Below are 13,336 nucleotides of genomic sequence, written 5' to 3' on the forward strand. Positions count from 1 at the left end.
ATAATACTTCCCCAGTTCTTCTTTAACACCTAAAAGCGACTGAACAAAGAATTCAGTCGCTTTTGCTTATTTACTACTTTTCGATTCTGATATCTTTCCTAAAAAGAATCCATCGATTTCATTTAGTTTCCCACGCCACATGATTTTCCCTTTTGAAGGGGTCGGTTTGCTGTCACCACAATACACCTTTGCGTTCTTCAGGTGAATAAAGTGGGCTTCAGAACTTTGGTTTTCTTCTACAGATTCCCCGGCTTTGGCAAGCTCCTCACTCAGCTTCTGAGCTATATCACTGCCATCCTCAAAGGTTTCACTCAATGAATCGAAGTATTCCTTTGCGGAGACGAGGGTGCCTGTTACGACAGCTCCCTTGACGTTTAACGTGATGTCTAATGAAAAATCATGCTTATTTGATGCCTGTACAAAAAATTCTAAGATGCTATCCTTCCCTGTACTTGATTCTACACTCATTTTCACATCTCCTTTATCGTTAAGCTACAGTATCATCTTCGGTAGAGAGTGTTGTATCTTCGTCTTGATCTTCTTTATCATCATCTTTTTTTGCAGATTTTTTACTTTTAGCTGAAGACTTGCGAGTAGAACGCTTCTTTCCTTTTGAACCGGATTTGCCGTTTGTTTTCTTCTTGCCTGAAGCTTCTTCCTCATCTTCGCCATCTTCATCGTCGTCTGCGTTTTCATCTTCATCGGTATCTTCATCTTCTTCCTCCTCTTCATCGGACGCTTCTTCCTTAGTCTTTTTAGAAGATTTCTTGCTTGAAGAAGTTTCTTCTTGTTCTTCTTGTTCTTCTTCATCGTCGTCTTCCTCTTCATCGCTTCCATCTTCACGTGCTGCGGCAATTTGATTCATTTTTTCTTCTAATTGCTGCAGGCGGTTCTGAAGCTCTTCATTTTCCTGTTTAAGAGCTTCATAGTCTTGGTTCGACTCTTCTTCCTGGGTGTTCGTTTCTGTTGAATTTACGGCCGTTTCTGTGTCTTCTGAAGCTTCTTCCTCTTTATCACGTTTAAACAGGTTGGCTGTTGACGATTTTAACGTGACAGCGGCTTTTCTGGATCTTTCCTTTGCTGCTTTCCCGAAGTCCAGGCTTTTGCTTTTGATTTTCTCCTGATCAATACGGTCCAGAAGTTTTTTTCCGTTTTCGGGTGTTGCCAGATATCCTACCGTTGCTCCCAATAGACTCCCAGCTACAGTTCTCTTGATTGGGCCACTTCTTCTTGTTTTGTTCTCATTTGTTGAATTCTTTTCTGTTGAATTTTTTTCCTGTCCTTGATTCTCAATTGTTGTGTTTTGCGTATTATTTTTTTCTGCCATCGGTAAAACCTCCAATTAGTTTGTTGTTTCCGCCGTATTAAGACGGTTTGTATCCAGTTTCTTTTCAAGTGATTCCAGTCGTTCCTGTAATTTCTTATTTTCCTCTTCCAGTGCTCTCGTGTTGTTATCTGCGGCTTTGGAACTCAGATAGGGATCATTTTCCCACCAGTCCATACCTATTTCTTTTGCTTTATCTACAGAAGCAACGATTAAGCGGATCTTTATCGTAAGCAGCTCGACATCGGCGATTCCCACCGTAATATCTCCTGCTACGACAACTCCTTTATCTAAAATCTTTTCTAATACATCCACGATTGTGTTGGATTGTACTGGATGCTCCATTCCCATCATGTAACCTCCCTAATCGGCATTACATTAAACTCCCTAAAGGACCAAGATCTATATTCAAGTCTTCTGCATCAAGACCAAATACCTCTTTCAACTCTTCCATTTTTTCTTCTAAGTTCATTAGGGCAATGCCCAGATTCTCCACTTGTTCATCCGTTAATGTACCGCCTTCGACACGCCGCATGGCATGCCTTTCGACGATTTGCCTTAATAGTTCTACAACGGTCAATACAAGCTGTGCCAGTCCTTGTTCTGCTTTTTCCGGGTCGAAATTAATTCGCCCATTTGTCCCGCTGGCCTGTTGCATGAATCAATCCCTCCCTTTCTTGATCGAATTGATCGGACGTTACCGTTTTGCGCGTTCCCTGTTTATGCTGAACCAATGTTTCAACAGAGGAAATCAGCACTCGCAAATCCAGATACACGAGGTCGACCCCGGCAATGGATATAATCAAATCTCCCTTGATTGCCACACCTTTATCGAGAATGACATCTAAAATATCAATTAGGGCTATATCTTTGTTCTCGATCGATTCTCTGACTGTCATATTTCTCATTCCTTATTTTGTGATTAAGAAAAACTAGAAAAATGATAAGGTGGCCAAGGACCGGATGCTTCAATTTTCCAACCTGCGTGTCCCAGTTCTTCTTCGTATTGCTTTATTTCATCGACAAATTCATCTACTTTGGCTCCTCGAAGGAGAAATACACTATTCCACGCCATATGTTCCTGTCGGCCTGTTACATCTTTACTCCAATTCTTTTTGACATTCCCATGTAGAGAATGTTCTTTCAGCTTTTCATGGACCTCTTCACAAAGCCGGTTCTTTTCGTTTTCAAGTTCCCGATCAATCAGCTGATCGATTTTTTTCTTTTCAAAGAACTGCCTGCCCTTTGGTAATTCGCTGATTTCTTTCCTTTTGGCTTCGATGGATGGATTGTTCTCACTAACCTGTTCTTTCAGCAGCTTATCGTCACAGTAGATCTTGACGTTCCACTCTTCGTTTCCATCCAGCTGTTCAAAAGTCGTCTCCAGCTTATTTCGATTACCTTCTATTGTGGACTTGAGGCTATCTTCGTTTTTATATAATGTACAGAACTTCAAGGGGACGATGGTATACAACCTTGAAACCATCAATACCGTTTCGTGATGATGAAACGCCTTTTCCTGAAGCCAGTCCATGTCGTTATCAACTTTGTCCTTTATGGTCTCTTCAGAGTATTCATTTGATGGTAAATCACAAACAATGGCTGTCACGTCACCGATTTCTATCGTGTACAGCTCACTTTCTCCATCGAATCCTTTCATGGAGGGCAGGTTTTCTTTATTTGCTTCTTTTGTCGGTATTAAGCCGTATAAATAAAGTAAATCGCTCATTTGATCACCCTTGTTTCTTTTTCGTTAGTTCTTCCCATTGTTCCATTTCCATCTGTTTCGCGATTTCATACCTTGTTAAGAGTTCATCTTCTTTTTCCTGGAATGCTTCCTCAGGAATTTCTCCTAATTCATACATCATTTGAAGCTGAATCAATTTTTGCTGAATGGTAGGAAGGTCGTACAATTCTTTGTCTGCTTCTTCTTTGATTTTTTCAGCGACTTTTATGACCATATTAATTGGTGCACTCACCAATTTATGAATCATCAGCCTTCCTCAACCTTCAGGCGTATATTGACAAAGTTGTAAGCCGGCCAAGGACCGCTGTAATTAAATTCGACCTTATCCTTCCATTTTTCGTGTGCTTCATTTACCTTTTGATCGAATGACTCTTCCTGATCCCGGTCAATTAAGAAAGAAGCGTTAAGAAGCATTTTCTCACTTGATGGATCGTTAGCTTTTGCCGATACTGCCTCTTCCTCAAGAGGTGCAAACACTTCTTCCTTAATCTCACTTTGCAGGGAGGCAAATAACTTCTGAGCCATTCCGCCAAGCTGAATCCGGTCATAATACGCTGCCGATTCAGATTTCCCTTTAACGGCTGTGGCCATTTTTTCTACTTGGGGGTTATCTTTTACCATGGCTTCTAGCCATTCCTTTTTACCGATAACCTTTAAGCCCAGCTCGATTTTCCCTTTAATTGCCGGGAAAAGAGTTTCGAATTGCGGATAAAGGTTTTCAAGCAGGGCTTCTACATCGTCCCTTGTTTTAAAAACATTTCCGAAGCTGATCGGGATGACGGTATCCTTTTGTTCCATGACACGGGACACAGCTCCCTGATGCATCAGTAAATTCTGCTTCTTAGGATGATAAATTTTCATCGGCACTTCTGCTGCTACCATCGCTGCGTCCTTATATCTGATCGTGAACGTCTCACGTTCTTCGCCTTCTATTTCAATCGAACCAAATTGATCATCATCATTGGTCTGTATGGCACAAAAAATATAAATTCCCATTTCTTCCTGACTCATCATAAAACTCTCCTTTATTCCTCAGATACCTTCATTCGTTTACATGCATCTATAATCAATTGTTCTGCTTTTTCTTGTGGGTTTTCTTCGTCGATACATCGACTTATACTATGTGCTGCTATATCAATACATAGACGTTGAAAATCTGTATCCTTACCGTCTATGGGAATGTCCGATTCAATGGCGAGTCGTGCAATCATTAAGGAAGCACGCAAGCTCGGTCCGTTCATTTCATTTGTACATTGATCGCGTAATGTTGAGATGAGTGTCGTGATCGCTCTTGCTTCACTCATAACCAGGTTAGCTTTTTCTGATACAATCTTTGCCTCTTGTTCCGCTCCCTTGTAATCTACGTTAATGGTGATCAACCGATCCAATAGAGCATCCTGTGTTTGATAAACCCCTGCATACTCTGCAGGATTACTAGTAAATATGATGGCAAATTCCGGATGTACTCTAATAAATGGCTCTGTCAGTTTTGAACCGTACAAAGGAATGATTCCTTCTTCCAAAATGGATAGGAAGATATTATTGGTCGTCGGCTGTGATCGTGTGAATTCGTCATATACAAGGGTATAACCATTCTTAACGGCTTCCAGTAAACGTCCATCTCTCCATGTCTCTGTGACGCTTTCGTCCTTTTTATAAACGGATCGTACATATTGATCAACGACCTTTTTACTTGTATAACCGGTAAAATCACCGATTAAGTCTTTATTATTCAATTCGTGATTACCGTGCATGAGCATCACCGGTCTTTTTCTCTTTTTCGCCAATGCGAGTGCAAGAGATGTTTTCCCGGCACCGGAAGGACCCGTGAAATGCACAGGATATCCAGCTTTAAGGTATTGCAATGAGCGCGAAAGCAATTCTTTCGTTTCATCATCTTGTATTAATGCCCTGCTATCCTTTTTGATCCGTTTTGTTAAGACCGTCACGTACAATTCCCTCCTACTCGCTCAGGACCCTACATTTCCTGTCCAATGGCACTTCTGTAACGGATATCCCGCCGTTTAAATGACGTGACTTCCTTTTCTTTATTAAGGAGAACATCATATGTTCCAAGCATTTCGTCTTTCGCATATTTCTTCATATATTCCTTTTCTTCAATCACTTCGACTTGCAGTTTCCAGCCTTCGTCTTCTGTCAGTTCCACTGACGTGATCTTATGGACCGGAGCTACATGTTCATTGAAGAAATCCGTGACACTATTCATAATTTCTTTGATTACCATAGCTGCCTCCTACTGTAGATGAAGGGGAGGGTGCCGATAACGGCCCCCTTCATACACATTTCTTTTTGCCGACACTCCATTTAGATGCTGAACTGGGAGCTTCTTTCGTTCTGCTGCGTAGCAAGACCGTTTTCTTCGACGTCATCCCGTAAGAGACCTACTGCCTCTGCATAACGCAACCATGTATCGACGCTGGCGATGACGACCCTTGCTTCAACGGTCAATATTTCGATTCCAACGACGGATACCCTTGCAAATGCATCGATGACGATCCCTTTGTCTAGAATTCGGTCGATGACTTCTGCTAAACTTGAACTGTTATTACTCTTTTGAATAGCCAATTGTTATTCTCCTTCCGGTGTCTAAGAACAAATCGTCTTAATATCTTTTGAAGATTTAATATTTTCTGAACTTTTTATTTCGGTGGAACTCTTAATATTAAAGGAGCTCTTAATATCACTTGCTCCCTTGATCTTTCCTACGCCTTTGATTTTTGTTCCGTTGTCATTCGATGCAGAGATCTTCTCTTGAAACTCTTCTCCTGCTTCTTTTGCCTTTCCTAACTTTTCCCGTACGGAAAGCAGGACATCCTGGACTTTTTCCTTTGCTTCTTCTGCTTTGGTATGAACATTATCGGCGTTTTTCTCTTTTGCGTTCTCTAATTTTTGTGATGCTTCGTTAGCTTTTGATTGGAGGCCGTCCTCCACACCATTTACAAAGGTTTCTTTCGCTTTCTCTTTCAACTTATCTTTCACGGGTTCCGGAGCATGGTCGTATGCTTTTTTAGCCATCTTGCCGACTACTTTTTTTACAGGCTTACTCATGTAATGCCCCCTTTAGGGATGCGATTATTTCTTAGAATCAACCAGGCTGTTTAACATTTCCTCGATGCGTTCTAAACGCTCATTCAGATTCTTGTTCTCTTCTTTGATCTCTTCTAATTCTTCTGATTGATTGGAAGAACTTTTACTTTTTTCAGCTTTCGCATTTGAGTTTTCCGATGCCTCTTCTTTTTTCTTTTTTGGTGACAGCAAGCCACCTTCCAACTTGCTCATATATCCGGTAGCGGATTGTCTTAGGGTAATGATGGCCTGCTCTGTCAAAAATTCCTGTGCTGATCTTCGAAGTTCTTTACTTGCGGCTTTCATCACTTCTGACTTCCCTAAACTGTCTACCATTTTCTTACCTGTACCTGGATTCGAAAGTAATCCGATACCAGCTCCGACTACCCCACCGATAATCGCGTAATTCATGGATTGTCTGTTTTCAGCTGACTGCTCTTCATTCTCTTCCGTATTTTTCGTTTCTTCTGCTTGTTGACTGCTTTTCACTTCTGACATATTCATCCTCTTTTCTATTAAATAGTAAAACTATATTTTATTTACTTGTTTATATGCTGAATGCTGTCCCTCTTTCATTCTCCTGCTTGGCGAGACCTTCTTCCTGGACCTCGTCTCTTAATAGTCCAACTGCTTCTGCATATCGTAACCATGTATCCACACTTGCGATTACGACCCGCGCTTCTATAGTAAGAATCTCTATCCCTACTAAGGAAACCCTTGCAAACGCATCAATGACGATTCCTTTATCCAGGATTCTATCAATTACTTCTGCGAGACTTGAGCTATCATTACTTTTTTGAATACTCATCGAATCTCTCCTCTTTAGTGGTGTAGCCAACGACTGACGTGCCATGTTTTATTCTGTTTAACCGGTGTTTACCTCGATTTCCACCTCCCCTAAACTAGGTCATGGGAATCATTTGAAATAAACTGCCATTTTTTATACATGTTTTATTCCTCATATGACACCTTGTAACATTTCTCCCTTAGAGAAACATACCTTGTCGGGTTTCGAGTAGAAAATATAATTCAAATAAGACAAATTGATTACAGTTTTCAACTATTATAGGTGGTTGTATATAGAAGGGGAGTATGCTTTAAAATGAACTTTCAAAGAATTTCTCTTTCCTGCAGTCTGAGTAGGCAAAAAAAAGAACCTGAAGCATCAGGCTCTATGCCTTCCTTCAGGTTCTACCTTCATTTATTCATTTGGGCGAGGAAGTCGCCTAACAGGTCTTCCATTGACTCCTCTTTAGGCTCTTCACTGACGGTTTCATTCGGTTTCATTGCACTGTCCCAGTCGAAGTTCTCCAGTTCCTCATCTGTTGAGTGCGAACGCTCGTCCGTTACTTCTTCAAGGGTATCATCCATCACTTGATCAAGGGACCACTCTCGTCCCGTATCATGACTTGCTGCCGTTTCTTCCTGAAGATACAGTGCTTCATCGATATCCAATGAATTACTGCTTAAAGAAGCAAGAAGGGAGGCCGTTCGAACCGGGTTTGAAAGCAGCTGGTACACGATGCTGCCGAGCAGGGCTTCAGAGTGTTCATGCTTCAGCCAGTCACGCTGGGACTTGTCCAGTCCCTTCGGAAGGGGGATCGTAATCGCTTCCCGCCTCTTTGCAATCGAATCATTTACCCCGTTCAGGACAAGCTCTGCAATCTTACTGGAGAAATTCCGTTTTTCTTTTTCTTTGAGCTTTTGTAAATGTTTTAAAACATGGTCAGGTGTATCTGAGGGAAGCCGAAATGTGATCGGCTGTCCCCTCGACATCCCTTTTTCAGTCATACCATCACCCTATTTGGTTTTCGCTAATTTTTGATCTTCTTTCGGGGCTTGCTGCTTTTGCGTTTTTCTTGTGAAGTCGGCAATCAGCTTGTAGTAAGCGTTGGCCATCATCCAGATACTTTCCTTCTCATCTTCAAAGAAGTCGATGTTGTATCCATCAAGGTTATTGTTAAGCGTCTTGATGTACTCTTTAAGAACACTAGAGCCGCCACCGATGAAGTAACAAATTTCCGTCTGGGAGTTCTTTTGCCACATATTACGCAGGTGACGGTATTGCTTTTTAGCCAGTTCAAGCATGATTCGGTCCACGATATCATGGACGCTTGTACGACTACCTTTTACCATAATATGATTGCGGTCATTTTTCTTCGTGATGATTTCGACCACATCGCGGCGGCTGTCAAGCTCAATACCATGTTTTGAACGGATTTCCTCACGGATCAATTCCAGTGATTCAGATACACCCAGATTAAACCCTTGAGCTTTATCGTCGTCTACTTTACGATCTTTGATGACCGCGATATCTGTGGATAATCCACCGATATCCTGAATCAAGATGCGCTTATCAATCAAATCTTTGTTGATGATATTTGAATTATTATCCATCACAAGGTTGATGAAAGCAGCGAATCCTTCTGGATAAACCTTTACTTCATCAAATTTAATATTTACTTTCATACCTTGATAGCGTGGAGTGACAAGGAATTCGACCTGGTGAACCGAACCTAATAATCTTGAACGGTATCCAACGTCTTTTCCTTCCTTTACCTCACGTAGGGGAAGGCCTGTTCCAAGCGTATAGTTTGCTTCTACTACATTATTATTCTTTTTAAAATCCGATCCATTACGTGCTGCATCCAGAGCGATAGAAGCAAACAGCATGACCAATGTTTGATCCTCTTCTGATTTACTGCTTCCCGGATCCAATTCAGTCGAGTTATTGCTCTTGGTCGCAAGATTACCAACCCGGTAGATTGCATTATTGTCTTTCAGGGCAGGGGAGTGGACACGGATATGTATGCCGTCTAGTGGGTCTTGTGTATCCAGTTCCTCAATACCGATGATCGGACGGTCTTCAACATCCCTTGCGATGACGTTCGGAATATTCACCTCAGCGTCCAGTTTCCCAAAAATACCTTTTAAAGAATCATTACCAACATCAATGGCTGCAATGCGAGAGTTCGTCATTAAAATCATCCTTTCATTCATGAGTAAGAATTTGTCAAAACATTTCAACTCTTACTCTCAGAGTATACAATTTCCTGTCTCCGGTCAATCCTACTTTTCTATCGATTATAGTAAGGGAGAGTCCGTTGACTTGTATACATTTTTGTATCGTTGTATACACTAAGTGTACACATCCTTTAACAACAATATGTGTACTTGTTTGTGTACATGTATACTTTTTTGTATACAATTGTGTACGTTTTTGTTTACATGTATACAAATTTGTAAACTTAATGTTTTTTACATATTCTTACTTCAAATTATGCTCTTTCTACTACGTTTCGAATCTAGGAAACTACCTTTTTATTACATTTTAAACAGATGAAAATTGAGGAGTGAAAATGAAGACATGTAAAAGATTGATCGGAAGATGGAGAGGAAGAAAAATGTGGATGAAAGAATGTATATATTTATAATGATTCAGTCGTTTAACGACTCGATAGAAAGATAGAAAAAGGCATCGGCATTTTACACGCCGATGTCTTATCAGAAATAAAACGATTTATTGGGCCGTATACCCTCCGTCGATGACGACCGCTTGTCCCGTTACACTCTTAGCTTGATCGCTGGACAGGAACATTGCGTAGTCGGCAATTTCACTAACATCAAGTAAGCGCTTTTGAGGGACTAAAGGATAGATGACTTCTTCCAGTACTTTTTCTAAAGGAACGTTTCGCGTAGTCGCAATATCCTTTAATTGTCCTCTTACGAGTGGTGTATCAACATAACCTGGGCAAATGGAATTCACCGTGATGCCGTAAGGAGCCGACTCCAGAGCCGCCACTTTCGTCAATCCGATCACGCCGTGTTTTGCACTGTTGTAGGCAGCTTTTCCAGCAAAGCCCACTAAACCATTGATGGAAGAGACATTAATGATACGGCCAAACTTCTGTTCTTTCATGATTGGCAGGACGTGCTTGATCGCGATGAAAGGCGCGGTAAGCATGATTTTGATCATGAGCTCGAACTTACCTGTCGGAAATTCTTCAATCGGAGAGACATGTTGTAATCCGGCATTATTCACCAATACATCGATGCGTCCATATTGTTTATGGGCTATGTCAATCATATTCTTGATATCTTCTTCACTCGTTACGTCAGCTTTAAGACCAATGGCTTCATACCCGAGACCTATAAGTTTATCAGCAGCAGCTTTAACTCCCTCTTCGTTCAAATCTGTCAGTACCACTTTACTTCCTTTTTCAGCATAGGATTTACCTAATTCAAAGCCGATGCCGCTTGCTGAACCCGTAATTAAAACCACTTTATTTTCTACCATGTCAAAACACTCCTTTAATTTTAAATTAGCCCTATACTTGCCATGATGATTCCGGCTATGACGGCGATGGTAGGGATCACTAGACCCACAATAAACACATCTTTATAACAATCTTTATGCGTTACATTCGTAACCGCCAAGAGCGTCAATAAAGCCCCGTTGTGAGGCAGGATCGATGCCCCGGAAGCAATGGAAGCCATGCGATGGAATGCTTCCTGACTGACTCCCGTTGATTGAGACAGTTGGTAATAGGTATCGCCCAGTGCCTGCATGGCAATCCCCATCCCCCCTGAAGCAGAACCGGTGATCATTGCAAGGATCTGTACAATCAAGGATTCCGAGATCAGTGGATTTGATGAGATCCCCAGCAGAAGGTCAGTGATGCGTTCGAAGTCCGGTACACTCGTTACGACTGCCCCGAACCCTACGGCCGCACTGGTGTTGATGATGGCCATCACAGAGCCCTTTGCCCCTTCATTGATGGAAGGGATGAATTTCTTATACCTGCTCACATTCATAAGGAGAATCAGAACAATCCCTGCCAGTAAAGAAGGGATGGCGTCCAATTTGATACCGTTCAATAACACGACAACCAATAGTAATGGCAGCAAGGAGACAATCCAATTGGGTAAAGCTTGCTGCTCTTCATTGGACCCTGCCCCTTGGCTGATTTCTTTAAATGTATCCCCGTTAGCAGCCATCTTCTTCTGCCTGCCCACGAGCCACAGGTATCCCCCGACAGCCATGATGAGTGACGAGACGACACCCATCCATGAACCTGCCATCGGTGACGTGTGGAACGTCTTCATCGGGATCAAGTTCTGTATCTGCGGTGTTCCAGGGACAGCCGTCATCGTGAACGTAAATGCCCCCAGCACGATCGTCGGTGCAATCAGCTTTCTTGAGATATCCGCATTTCTGAATAATGCCAGAGCGATGGGATAGATGGCGAACACCACGACGAAGAGACTCACGCCTCCATAAGTCAGTACGGCCGAAGCGACCAGCACCCCAAGAATGGCCCGCTTCTCTCCGATCATTTTCGTGATTTGATAAGCGACAGATTTTGCTGCCCCTGTATCTTCCATCAACTTTCCGAAAACGGCTCCCAGTAAGAAAATCGGAAACCACTGCTTGGCGAAATTCACGAATCCTGACATATACGTATCGGTATACGTATCCATCAGATCCATACCGCTCATGAGTGCCACAACGCCTGCGACAATCGGTGCAATCCATATAATGGACCATCCAAGATAAGCAAAGACCATCAACAAAATCAGGCCTATTAAAATACTAAACAACTTCTTTCCACCCTTCTAAAGAAAACAAAAAGAGAGGACACAATTTTGCACCACTCTTCCAACGTTTAAAACAGTAAATTTTTTTGACGTAAGAAATTTTACTCTTCTCCTATAAATAAGTAAAATGAATTAAAACTATACTTATCATGCAATAAAGTTATAGATTAAAAAGGAGAGAAACCGTTGGATATTCGACAGCTTACCTACTTCAATGAAGTGGCCAAATTCAAAAGTTTTACAAAGGCTTCAAATGTTCTTCACCTATCCCAGCCCACCCTCAGTAAGATGGTACGGAGCCTGGAAGATGAACTGGAGATGGAGCTGATTGACCGGTCCTCCCGTCAAATCGAACTGACTGAAGCGGGCGAAATCGTTTATGAACAGGGACAGGTCATCCTGGAATCCCTTGATCACTTATCAACACATCTGTATGACTTAATGAATTTAAAGAAAGGAAAAATTAAAATCGGGATCCCGCCGTTGATTGGGTTTTTATTTTTCCCCAGCATCATAAAGGAATTTAAAACATTATATCCAGACATCCTTTTACAGCTGAACGAATATGGTGCCAATAAAGTGGAGGAAGAAGTGAGGGATGGGATGCTGGACCTTGGTGTGGTCGTTTTACCGATGGATGAAGAGCAGTTTGATGTCGTCCCATTCGTTTCCGAGAAACATATGCTATTTGTCCACCACTCTCACCCACTGGCGAAAAAAGATTCGGTAGAAATGAACGAATTACATGGTGAGGACTTCATCCTTTTCAGTGAAGACTTTGCCCTGCATGACAAAATCATTGAGGAATGCAGAAAAGCGGGATTTTATCCTAAGGTAGCCTATGAGAGTTCACAGTGGGATTTCATAGGAGAAATGATCGGGCAAAACCTTGGCATTTCCATCTTCCCACAATCCATTTCTAAGAAAGTGGACCAGGAAGTCGTGAAATCGATTCCCATCGTAAACCCCGTTGTTCCCTGGAATTTAGGGATCATCACGAAAAAAGGACGATACGAATCGTTTGCGGTTCGCGAATTCAAGAAAATGCTGCATGATCGATAAAACCCATAACTATTTTGCATACATTCTATAAATTATATGTATTTTACGCATATATACTTACGGCGTTATAGTATTCCTGTAGCAACTTAGACAGGAGGAATGGAACATGAATCAAGACAGATATCAAAACGGGTTGGATAAACTGATGGAATATACACTGACTGATAATAAAGAAATCTCCACTCATCTCAAAATCTCTGAAGCATTGGAGGATATCGCTCCCGATGTAGGAAAATACATCATCGAATTTGCCTATGGTGAAATATATTCCAGGAAAGGATTGACGAATAAGCAGCGCGCCCTCGTCACCATTTCCTCCCTCGTGACACAAGGAACGGAGCCTCAGCTCGAGCTCCATATCAACACGGGGTTGACTGCTGGTTTAACTGAGGAAGAAATCGTTGAGAGCATGACACATTTAATTCCTTATACCGGTTTCCCTCGCGTCCTTAATGCCCTGACGGTTGCGAAAAAGGTATTCGCTATGCGCCGAGAAGAAAAACATTGATAGAAAGAGG

General features: G+C 41.9%; 20 protein-coding genes. 2 read left to right on the top strand and 18 right to left on the bottom strand.

Annotated elements, in window-relative coordinates:
* Window positions 1–66: 66 nt before the first annotated feature.
* The 18 genes from gvpU to M1J35_RS02380 all read right to left on the bottom strand — a co-directional run bounded on the left by gvpU (window position 67) and on the right by M1J35_RS02380 (window position 11,759).
* A complete protein-coding gene (gene gvpU, locus M1J35_RS02295) occupies window positions 67–468 on the bottom strand; it encodes a gas vesicle accessory protein GvpU (RefSeq protein ID WP_254652687.1) in 402 nt (133 codons plus the stop codon).
* 19 nt (window positions 469–487) lie between these two features.
* Window positions 488–1,327 carry a GvpT/GvpP family gas vesicle accessory protein gene (gene gvpT / locus M1J35_RS02300; RefSeq protein ID WP_224522479.1) on the bottom strand — a complete coding sequence of 280 codons (840 nt, stop codon included), beginning with the start codon at window positions 1,325–1,327 and terminating at the stop codon, window positions 488–490.
* Between the two features lie 15 nt (window positions 1,328–1,342).
* On the bottom strand, window positions 1,343–1,675 hold the full coding sequence (gene gvpJ / locus M1J35_RS02305; protein WP_034764928.1) for a gas vesicle protein: 333 nt from the start codon (window positions 1,673–1,675) through the stop codon (window positions 1,343–1,345).
* A 22-nt stretch (window positions 1,676–1,697) separates the two neighbouring features.
* On the bottom strand, window positions 1,698–1,982 hold the full coding sequence (locus tag M1J35_RS02310; protein ID WP_034764925.1) for a gas vesicle protein K: 285 nt from the start codon (window positions 1,980–1,982) through the stop codon (window positions 1,698–1,700).
* The gene (locus M1J35_RS02315) at window positions 1,948–2,223 is read right to left on the bottom strand and encodes a gas vesicle protein (RefSeq protein WP_034764922.1); all 276 of its coding nucleotides are present in this window, start codon (window positions 2,221–2,223) and stop codon (window positions 1,948–1,950) included. Before M1J35_RS02315 ends, M1J35_RS02310 begins: the two co-directional genes overlap by 35 nt.
* Before the next feature lie 23 nt (window positions 2,224–2,246).
* Window positions 2,247–3,053: a GvpL/GvpF family gas vesicle protein gene (locus M1J35_RS02320; protein ID WP_254652688.1), complete on the bottom strand. Its 807-nt coding sequence runs from the start codon at window positions 3,051–3,053 to the stop codon at window positions 2,247–2,249.
* A 4-nt stretch (window positions 3,054–3,057) separates the two neighbouring features.
* Window positions 3,058–3,318 (bottom strand): gas vesicle protein GvpG, encoded by a 261-nt coding sequence (locus M1J35_RS02325; RefSeq protein WP_034764916.1) that lies wholly within the window; start codon window positions 3,316–3,318, stop codon window positions 3,058–3,060.
* Window positions 3,318–4,085 (bottom strand): GvpL/GvpF family gas vesicle protein, encoded by a 768-nt coding sequence (locus M1J35_RS02330; protein ID WP_034764913.1) that lies wholly within the window; start codon window positions 4,083–4,085, stop codon window positions 3,318–3,320. The genes M1J35_RS02325 and M1J35_RS02330 overlap by 1 nt, the downstream gene beginning before the upstream one ends.
* A gap of 11 nt (window positions 4,086–4,096) precedes the next feature.
* A complete protein-coding gene (gene gvpN / locus M1J35_RS02335; RefSeq protein WP_224522477.1) occupies window positions 4,097–5,020 on the bottom strand; it encodes a gas vesicle protein GvpN in 924 nt (307 codons plus the stop codon).
* 29 nt (window positions 5,021–5,049) lie between these two features.
* Window positions 5,050–5,316 (bottom strand): gas vesicle protein GvpO, encoded by a 267-nt coding sequence (gene gvpO, locus M1J35_RS02340; protein WP_034764910.1) that lies wholly within the window; start codon window positions 5,314–5,316, stop codon window positions 5,050–5,052.
* Window positions 5,317–5,396: 80 nt separating this feature from the next.
* Window positions 5,397–5,657 carry a gas vesicle protein GvpJ gene (gene gvpJ / locus M1J35_RS02345; protein ID WP_034764908.1) on the bottom strand — a complete coding sequence of 87 codons (261 nt, stop codon included), beginning with the start codon at window positions 5,655–5,657 and terminating at the stop codon, window positions 5,397–5,399.
* A 21-nt stretch (window positions 5,658–5,678) separates the two neighbouring features.
* Complete coding sequence (gene gvpQ / locus M1J35_RS02350) at window positions 5,679–6,140, bottom strand: gas vesicle protein GvpQ (RefSeq protein WP_254652689.1); 462 nt, start codon at window positions 6,138–6,140, stop codon at window positions 5,679–5,681.
* A gap of 24 nt (window positions 6,141–6,164) precedes the next feature.
* Window positions 6,165–6,656: a GvpT/GvpP family gas vesicle accessory protein gene (gene gvpT, locus M1J35_RS02355; protein WP_254652690.1), complete on the bottom strand. Its 492-nt coding sequence runs from the start codon at window positions 6,654–6,656 to the stop codon at window positions 6,165–6,167.
* Window positions 6,657–6,705: 49 nt separating this feature from the next.
* Complete coding sequence (gene gvpA, locus M1J35_RS02360) at window positions 6,706–6,966, bottom strand: gas vesicle structural protein GvpA (protein ID WP_060674023.1); 261 nt, start codon at window positions 6,964–6,966, stop codon at window positions 6,706–6,708.
* A 389-nt stretch (window positions 6,967–7,355) separates the two neighbouring features.
* On the bottom strand, window positions 7,356–7,949 hold the full coding sequence (locus M1J35_RS02365) for a ribosomal L1 domain-containing protein (RefSeq protein ID WP_254652691.1): 594 nt from the start codon (window positions 7,947–7,949) through the stop codon (window positions 7,356–7,358).
* Window positions 7,950–7,958: 9 nt separating this feature from the next.
* Window positions 7,959–9,137, bottom strand: coding sequence for a ParM/StbA family protein (locus tag M1J35_RS02370; RefSeq protein ID WP_254652692.1), 1,179 nt, complete (start codon window positions 9,135–9,137; stop codon window positions 7,959–7,961).
* A gap of 541 nt (window positions 9,138–9,678) precedes the next feature.
* On the bottom strand, window positions 9,679–10,455 hold the full coding sequence (locus tag M1J35_RS02375; RefSeq protein ID WP_254652693.1) for a 3-hydroxybutyrate dehydrogenase: 777 nt from the start codon (window positions 10,453–10,455) through the stop codon (window positions 9,679–9,681).
* Window positions 10,456–10,475: 20 nt separating this feature from the next.
* Entirely contained in the window at window positions 10,476–11,759 is a 1,284-nt protein-coding gene (locus tag M1J35_RS02380) for a GntP family permease (RefSeq protein WP_254652694.1), read from the bottom strand.
* A 183-nt stretch (window positions 11,760–11,942) separates the two neighbouring features.
* Here M1J35_RS02380 and M1J35_RS02385 point away from each other — a divergent pair, with 183 nt between their 5' ends.
* Together M1J35_RS02385 and M1J35_RS02390 are read left to right on the top strand one after the other, a co-directional pair.
* Window positions 11,943–12,818, top strand: a complete 876-nt coding sequence (locus M1J35_RS02385) for a LysR family transcriptional regulator (protein ID WP_254652695.1) — start codon at window positions 11,943–11,945, stop codon at window positions 12,816–12,818.
* 106 nt (window positions 12,819–12,924) lie between these two features.
* Entirely contained in the window at window positions 12,925–13,326 is a 402-nt protein-coding gene (locus M1J35_RS02390; RefSeq protein WP_224522469.1) for a carboxymuconolactone decarboxylase family protein, read from the top strand.
* The last annotated feature ends 10 nt before the right edge of the window (window positions 13,327–13,336 follow it).

Origin of the sequence: Rossellomorea sp. KS-H15a (genome assembly GCF_024195245.1) — a bacterium.
In the GTDB taxonomy this organism is placed as follows: Bacteria; Bacillota; Bacilli; order Bacillales; family Bacillaceae_B; genus Rossellomorea; species Rossellomorea vietnamensis.

Coding starts and splice junctions, on each gene's coding strand:
- gvpU (WP_254652687.1), bottom strand. CDS start 468: ATGAGTGTAGAATCAAGTACAGGGAAGGATAGCATCTTAGAATTTTTT.
- gvpT (WP_224522479.1), bottom strand. CDS start 1,327: ATGGCAGAAAAAAATAATACGCAAAACACAACAATTGAGAATCAAGGA.
- gvpJ (WP_034764928.1), bottom strand. CDS start 1,675: ATGGGAATGGAGCATCCAGTACAATCCAACACAATCGTGGATGTATTA.
- M1J35_RS02310 (WP_034764925.1), bottom strand. CDS start 1,982: ATGCAACAGGCCAGCGGGACAAATGGGCGAATTAATTTCGACCCGGAA.
- M1J35_RS02315 (WP_034764922.1), bottom strand. CDS start 2,223: ATGACAGTCAGAGAATCGATCGAGAACAAAGATATAGCCCTAATTGAT.
- M1J35_RS02320 (WP_254652688.1), bottom strand. CDS start 3,053: ATGAGCGATTTACTTTATTTATACGGCTTAATACCGACAAAAGAAGCA.
- M1J35_RS02325 (WP_034764916.1), bottom strand. CDS start 3,318: ATGATTCATAAATTGGTGAGTGCACCAATTAATATGGTCATAAAAGTC.
- M1J35_RS02330 (WP_034764913.1), bottom strand. CDS start 4,085: ATGATGAGTCAGGAAGAAATGGGAATTTATATTTTTTGTGCCATACAG.
- gvpO (WP_034764910.1), bottom strand. CDS start 5,316: ATGGTAATCAAAGAAATTATGAATAGTGTCACGGATTTCTTCAATGAA.
- gvpQ (WP_254652689.1), bottom strand. CDS start 6,140: ATGAGTAAGCCTGTAAAAAAAGTAGTCGGCAAGATGGCTAAAAAAGCA.
- gvpT (WP_254652690.1), bottom strand. CDS start 6,656: ATGTCAGAAGTGAAAAGCAGTCAACAAGCAGAAGAAACGAAAAATACG.
- gvpA (WP_060674023.1), bottom strand. CDS start 6,966: ATGAGTATTCAAAAAAGTAATGATAGCTCAAGTCTCGCAGAAGTAATT.
- M1J35_RS02365 (WP_254652691.1), bottom strand. CDS start 7,949: ATGACTGAAAAAGGGATGTCGAGGGGACAGCCGATCACATTTCGGCTT.
- M1J35_RS02370 (WP_254652692.1), bottom strand. CDS start 9,137: ATGACGAACTCTCGCATTGCAGCCATTGATGTTGGTAATGATTCTTTA.
- M1J35_RS02375 (WP_254652693.1), bottom strand. CDS start 10,455: ATGGTAGAAAATAAAGTGGTTTTAATTACGGGTTCAGCAAGCGGCATC.
- M1J35_RS02390 (WP_224522469.1), top strand. CDS start 12,925: ATGAATCAAGACAGATATCAAAACGGGTTGGATAAACTGATGGAATAT.